The organism is Thomasclavelia sp., from assembly GCF_047249845.1.
In the GTDB taxonomy this organism is placed as follows: Bacteria; Bacillota_I; Bacilli_A; order Erysipelotrichales; family Coprobacillaceae; genus Thomasclavelia.
This window is the reverse complement of sequence record NZ_JBKTWO010000159.1, coordinates 1-1,893: the sequence shown is the minus strand read 5'-3', so window position 1 is coordinate 1,893 and position 1,893 is coordinate 1. Positions and strand designations below refer to the sequence as shown.

The 1,893-nt window shown below is 32.1% G+C and carries 3 protein-coding genes; all 3 read left to right on the top strand.

Annotated features, from left to right (window positions below):
- On the top strand, nucleotides 1-390 hold a 390-nt coding region (locus tag ACLR9T_RS14295), incomplete at its 5' end, for an ABC transporter permease subunit (protein ID WP_413110136.1).
- A gap of 2 nt (nucleotides 391-392) precedes the next feature.
- A complete protein-coding gene (gene nikC, locus ACLR9T_RS14290; RefSeq protein WP_022070766.1) occupies nucleotides 393-1,241 on the top strand; it encodes a nickel transporter permease in 849 nt (282 codons plus the stop codon).
- A gap of 51 nt (nucleotides 1,242-1,292) precedes the next feature.
- Nucleotides 1,293-1,893, top strand: a 601-nt coding sequence (locus ACLR9T_RS14285; protein WP_413110135.1) for an ABC transporter substrate-binding protein, incomplete at its 3' end; no start/stop codon positions are given.

Here is a 1,893-nt window from a genome sequence, read left to right as displayed (position 1 = left end):
ACTTTAGCATTTGCAATGGCAGCTAAATATACAAGACAAGTTCGTACAGCAGTATTAGAAGAATTAAATAAAGATTATGTTATAGGTGCAAAAGCTAGAGGTTTAAGTTATGGAAAAATACTTTTAAGACATGTATTTCCAAACTCTTTATTACCATTAATAACATTACTAGGTTTATCTTTGGGTTCATTATTAGGTGGTACAGCGGTTGTAGAAGTTATATTCTCTTATCCAGGGCTTGGAAATTTAGCAGTTACATCAATTACTGCTTATGATTATCCAGTAATTCAAGCTTATGTACTTTGGATAGCACTTATTTATATGATTATAAATCTAATAGTGGATCTTTCGTATACTTTAGTAGATCCAAAAGTAAGAGAGAGAGGTTAGTGATGAAAAATATTAAAACATTTATAAAGAAGAATAAATTATTTTCAGCACTTATCGTAATGGCAATAATTATAGCACTTGTAGCAATATTTGCTCCAGTTTTAGCACCATATAGTCCTTATGATGCGGAATTAAGTAATGCTTTCCAAGCTCCAAGTTCAGAACATTTATTTGGAACAGATAAATTAGGAAGAGATGTTTTATCTCGTGTAATTTATGGGACAAGAATATCTTTAAGTGCATCTTTAATATTAGTAGTACTTATATTTTTAATTGGGACTATTGCAGGTATTTTGGCAGGCTATTTCGGTGGAATTGTAAATGCTGTAATAATGAGAATTTCAGATATGATGATTTCATTCCCAGGTATGGTATTAGCTATTGCAATGGCTGGTATTATGGGGGCAAGTGTAAAAAATGCAGTAATAGCAATTATGCTTGTAAGTTGGACAAAGTATGCTAGATTAGCAAGAAGTTTAGTTTTAAAAATATGTGAAGAAGATTATATCCATGCAGCAAGAGTTACAGGATGTAAAACAATAACTATTATAACTAAATATCTTTTACCAAATATATTACCTACATTAGTGATAACAGCAACAACTGATATAGGAACAATGATATTAGAACTTGCAGGGCTTTCATTCTTAGGATTTGGGGCACAATCACCTGCAGCAGAATGGGGACTTATGTTAAATGAAGGACGTGCTTATTTATTAAACTGTCCATGGTTAATGGTATTCCCAGGGCTGGCAATATGTATAGTAGTAATTGTATTTAATCTTATAGGGGACAATTTAAGAGATATACTAGACGTTAGACAAGAAACTAGCGAAACTAAAGTTAGTTAATAATTTAAACTTAATCAAAGATAAAAAGAAAAATATTAGGGAGGTATTTTGATGAAAGTTTTCAAAAGAATAAAAAAAGTAATGGTTGCAACATTAATTGCAGCAATGACATTAGGAGCGGCTACAGGATGTAGTTCGTCATCAAATGGATCATCAAATGGTGGTGGAGATAGTAAAACATTAAACTTTGGATGTACAAACTTTTCAGACTCGCTAGACCCATCATCAATAGTTAATGCAGCTTGGTGTGTAAGTAGATATGGTATAGGGGAATGCTTATATAGATTCGACCAACAAATGCAACCACAACCTTATCTAGCAGATTCAGTTAAATCAAATGACGATAATACTGAATGGACATTCCATATAAGAGATGGAGTAAAATTCTCAAATGGTAAAGAATTAACACCATCAGCAGTTAAAAAATCTATAGAATATACTTTTAAACAAGAAGAAGACGGAAAAGGAACTGCACATCCATCTCAATTCTTAAAATATGAATCAATAGAAGCTGACGATGAAAGTGGTAATTTAACAATAAAAACAAGCCAAGCATATGCAGATTTAAGTGCTGTTTTAGCAAATCCACTATTCGTAATAGTAGATGTTGATGCAGATACTGATATGGCAGACCAACCAATAGGTACTGGAC

What these genes read in the sequence shown, in the direction of transcription:
- nikC (WP_022070766.1), top strand. Translation starts at nt 393, where the DNA reads ATGAAAAATATTAAAACATTTATAAAGAAGAATAAATTATTTTCAGCA.